This window comes from Bacillus sp. 05T31 (assembly GCF_056396725.1).
The window spans coordinates 1-4,926 of sequence record NZ_JBFTMA010000467.1 but is presented as its reverse complement, the minus strand read 5'-3'; the positions used below and the strand labels follow the sequence as shown (position 1 = coordinate 4,926).

Below are 4,926 nucleotides of genomic sequence, written 5' to 3'. Positions count from 1 at the left end.
GAGAAGAACTGATCTTATTCTGCCTATAAAGTTGAAACAAACTTGCAACAGATAATAAAAAAGAACAGGAAAACTTATCCTGTTCTTAATCCGAATATACAAGACTTACCTTTCATTTGAAAATTCCTTAAATCTTCTTGCTCGTCCTATTTTCTGTCGGTTATGCTTTAACGTTTCATAAGCTGATTCTGGTAATGCCTGAAACTGCTCAGGTGTTATAATTTGAGTAATAACCTTAGTCAATTCCTTATTCTTATTAACACCTAACACTACACATAAAATCGGCTCATCCTCATGCATAACTCTTTCCATTAAAAAACGTTTGCGCTCAACAGGATCTTTAAATAATTTGTTAGAAGCGTTAAGTAAAAACATCATAATAATTGGTAATTTATCTTCTCTATCCTCTTTTTTATAATTATAAGCCACATATGGAGTCCAGAACTGCTGTTTATGTAATAAAAGCTTTTGAGTTCTAGAGCTAATGAATTCCCTGACATTTTCACGTGTCCCTGTGTCTAACAAAAGTAGATRCCTAGCCGCTCGAATACAGAGGTTATCTCTTGTGCTATCTAATAATCTAATTAACTGTTCAAATATAGGATCCATGTTTTGCTTTGGTTTTTCTATAGGTCCGAACTGCACCTCAAAAAAATTCTCTGACTCATCTTCACTAAATTTATCATTAACTTTTCTAGCCATATACATATCTATGTCATCTCTATGACTTGGGATAAAAACATCATTTGCTTCCACTTCTTTAAGCATTTCACTTATACTCATAGAATAATTATTGTATTCAAAATATAATCCTATATGATCTAACTCGTCATTCGTTTTAATAGCTGGATTTTTACTTGCCAGACTTCTTTGATATAAGTAGTTCATAAAAATACTAGGTGAATCAAAAATTTCAGGATATACTCGTAAATCATTTATTGATACACACCAAACAGGTAACGCACTTTCTTTAATGAATTCTGTTTTTTCAATTTGAGCTGCGATTTCATTAAAATCATCAAGAGTAACACAACATGCTTGTATAAACTTAACGTTATTAATTGTTTCAAGTAGCTTATAACGTTTTTTAGTTTCTTTACTATAAATCTCTATTTCATTAGTACGATTATACTCTTCAAACAGTCTCAAAGATTGTTCATAAGGATTTTGAGCTAAAGCTCTCAGTGATTTTTTATAAGCTTCTTCGTCAGAAAATGGCGAAACGGGTGATAGGGCTCCCCCTTTTACTTCAACAATAATCATTACATCATCAAACAAAATTAAACCATCACATTCGCACCATTCATTTTTTCCGTTAGCACCGACTGGGGCTTTATAATATACATTTCTAAAAATTTGAGCTGTTGGAAGTATCTTATTAAATAATTTAAACGGTACTGCTTCTGACACACTTTGTTGAATCTCTCCAATGACATTTACTAATTTTTCATCCTGTCCTCGTAATGCACGCATTACCGATCTATAGAAATTATCCATTAAATTATTAATAGAAAAACAATAATACTTTCCTTCAATACATATAAACGGCTTATATTTAATTGGCATTTCTTTAAACATTACATTTGATATATCAATTAAAAAACCAGTTTTATCACCTGGTTGTAACGCTAAACTTTTTATAAATTCTACAGGCCACTTTGTAATCTTTTCTACATCAAAATAATCTGCTATTTGCAATATGTTATCTGCTGTTAATTCATGTATTCCCTTATCAATAAAATAATGTATAAATTCCGTAGTTCTCAAACGCTCACTTAATGCCATAATCCCTTTCATGATATCTTCAGCGGATACATTAAAGTTGGCAATAAAAAGTTTATTATATGGTAATAGCAAATCTCGAAAATGCTCCTCCTCAAAATAAGGATATAATGTTCCTGACACATTCATTTGCATACCTTGTGAGTATTTAATTAACTCATCTTTTGGTACAACATTTACATACATACTCGCGTTAAAATAAAGTTTTTTTAAAGTATCTAAGAACCCTTGAAACTCATCAACATTTAAATCATCACCATCAATTGTAGGTTTTGATGAAACTATCATACTTTGTACTAAATCCATCCCTTTACTAATCGAAGGATTAACATTACCATGTAAAGCATCTTCTGGATTCATAAGGTGTTGAGAAAGATTATAGCGATACATATGAATCAAGACTGATAAAGGATCAACTTTAGAAATTACACCCTGAATATTTGCAAGCGATGTAATTATTTGTCCTTCTAAGATTTTAGGATTAAATTGTGTTAAAACATCGGATAAATCATTATTATTCTGCATGAACTACAACTCCCTTTGAATTAATAAAAAATTTATTTACGGTATTTTATTTAAACATAACAAATAAATCGGTATTATTTATGTCACATAAAAAAACACACAGGCACTTTTCACCTGTGTGTTTTTATTATTTATATTCTTTTTTCGTCTTCTCTACATGTTGCCAACTCGCATCAATGAGGGCTGACTTAGCTTGTCTCATCACTACTCTCAGAGTATTTTTCGCTTGACTTGGTGGATAATCGTACTTCTTCAGCAATCTTTTCAGCATCTCCACTGCTAGATTTTTATGTTTTAACTGACGAACTTCTTCTAAGAACTCCTTTGATAAAATCGAAATCCCCAGTCTTTTTATCCCCAAGCTATCAAAAACATCCATTACTTCTTCTGAAATAATGGAACGCTCCAACATTTGATTAACTCTAGCTTCAATCTCTTTTTTAGATTTCTTTTGTACATTCTTTACATCCAGTTTAGCTAAACTTGCTTTGATTGCTTTAAAATAGCTTAATTCAAGTGCGACAGCTTTCCCTTCTTCTGTCGCAGCACCTAATGAATGAGCCTTTCCCATTTCAACAGCGATTTGTTTGTATTCCTTTTGTTCTTTTTTAATACAACCTAAAACAAAATCCATACCACCTGTAATTGCTCAAATTCTAGCAACCTGAGATGACCCCATATAAGCTCAGTAATCAAATTTATGGAACATACCACGAAGCACTTCCAATTTCTCCTGCATAATTGCAACTGCCGCCGTTGTATCGATACCTGTATTCTCGATATACTGCTTTAAGTATGTTTTAATGCTTTCCCCAAAATTGTTCAGTAAATAATAATTTTACAGTTAAAAAACTTAAGCTTATTCCTTACCTAAAAATGTCCTTAGTGCTCTACCAAATTTATCCGAATCAACTTGTAAATTTTTATCTAGTATCAGAATATACCTATACATTTCGTATAAAAATTCCGCCCCCTCAATTACACAATTGTCAAGCCTATATTCAAGTAATTCCTGGCTTTTCTGCATCTCTTCGCAATCTTTTCTGTACTCTATATTTTTAGATCCTTTTATAATCACATTACTTATAGGATTAAAAGATTGACGATACAATTGAATAACATCTTCTAATTTTTTCCTATTAGCTTGTGCAATAGAACGGCGAACTACTCCTTTCCTACTTATAAAGTACCAAAGAGAAACTATAAGGACTAACACAACAACTGCTGAAAGCTTCGTGAAATGTTCCCATAATAATGATGCCTTTTCATTCCATAGTTGCTTAATTATCACTATTCGCATGATGTTTACCTTATAATATGCAAAAAATGTTAAAATTGAGGCTAATATAATAGGGAAACTAAAAATAATAGATCTCGTTTTTTTTAGTAAATCAAATATTGTATCGTTAATAATAAAATCTATCATTCTTTTTGTTTGATTACTGGGACGTGACACTATCCCAATCCTTACATAATAATGTATTTTCTCGAAATTATATTTAACACGTACTAACTTGACCAGTAGTCTCACTTTTTTCTTTTCAACGGCATTGTTTGATAGTTCACTATATAGATGATTAAACACCTCTTTAACTTGATACCAGAAAAGATCCCATATAACCACTAACAATATAATCTCAGTCCAATACACTATAAACAATCCATACCAATACTGGGATAATTCTATACCTAGATTCCAATTGAGCGTGATACGATAAATTTCCTTCATTGTATAGTTACAACCAATAAAGAGAATTCCAATTATAACTGTAACAATACAGCTAACATTAAAAAATAAGCTTTTATTACTAATTACATATCCTCTCCACCCTTGCATTATCTCACCTACTTACATAATAAAGAATTTAAAATCACCTTAAAACACTATAGTAGTTCAATTAAATAGAATCACTCAAACTTAACTTAACTGAAGCCCTTGATGGCTTTACTGATCTTCCTGCCCTTTCTGCATCTTCAATTGCTGAATCCATCATTTTTTTAAACTAACATTCGTCAATTTATGTGTATTGATCCTTAGACGAAAGAAAGTTCCTTTATAATATGTATCTAACTCCTGATCAAAACCAGCACTATTAACGTCACTTTCAACTGTATATTCTTCCAGAAATATTACAACCTTATTTATTTTTAGATATGACGATATATCTATTCCCTACCATACAACTCCAATAACTTCCGACCTTCCCCAACAACCTCTTCCCTCAATCCCCTAGGCTCCACCACCCTAACCGAGGCCCCCATACTCAAAATCCATTTCTTAATCGACTCTTTTCCGCTCATTGTTGCCTGGAAGAGAATGCTACCATCATCATTATGTTCTATCTTTTGATTCTCTCCCCAAATAGATTCTGGTAAAGATGCAGCGAATGGTGGATAGATGAGCAACTCTACTTCTAATGGTTCTTTCATAAGGCCGAATTTCGGAAATTCTTCTCGAATATCGAAATTATCGGGTATTTTATATGTATCATACAAAATTCTAATATCTTTCATTCGAGATAGTTTAAACATACGTTTTTCCTTTTTATCATTACACATAGCTAAGCAATAAAAGAATTCGTTGTAGTGTACAAAGCCGTACGGATCAATAATTCGTTC

4 protein-coding genes are annotated in these 4,926 nt (G+C 31.8%); all 4 read right to left on the bottom strand.

Going from position 1 to position 4,926, the window contains the following annotated elements; genetic code table 11:
- Positions 1 to 105 precede the first annotated feature (105 nt).
- Positions 106 to 2,307 carry a hypothetical protein gene (locus AC1DJR_RS22030; protein WP_477003497.1) on the bottom strand — a complete coding sequence of 734 codons (2,202 nt, stop codon included), beginning with the start codon at positions 2,305 to 2,307 and terminating at the stop codon, positions 106 to 108.
- A gap of 127 nt (positions 2,308 to 2,434) precedes the next feature.
- The gene (locus AC1DJR_RS22025; protein ID WP_235705894.1) at positions 2,435 to 2,941 is read right to left on the bottom strand and encodes a type I restriction enzyme endonuclease domain-containing protein; all 507 of its coding nucleotides are present in this window, start codon (positions 2,939 to 2,941) and stop codon (positions 2,435 to 2,437) included.
- 225 nt (positions 2,942 to 3,166) lie between these two features.
- Positions 3,167 to 4,144: a hypothetical protein gene (locus AC1DJR_RS22020; RefSeq protein WP_477003496.1), complete on the bottom strand. Its 978-nt coding sequence runs from the start codon at positions 4,142 to 4,144 to the stop codon at positions 3,167 to 3,169.
- A gap of 329 nt (positions 4,145 to 4,473) precedes the next feature.
- The coding region (locus tag AC1DJR_RS22015) for a helix-turn-helix transcriptional regulator (protein WP_477003495.1) at positions 4,474 to 4,926 on the bottom strand (453 nt) is incomplete at its 5' end.

Coding starts and splice junctions, on each gene's coding strand:
- AC1DJR_RS22020 (WP_477003496.1), bottom strand. CDS start 4,144: ATGCAAGGGTGGAGAGGATATGTAATTAGTAATAAAAGCTTATTTTTT.
- AC1DJR_RS22025 (WP_235705894.1), bottom strand. CDS start 2,941: ATGGATTTTGTTTTAGGTTGTATTAAAAAAGAACAAAAGGAATACAAA.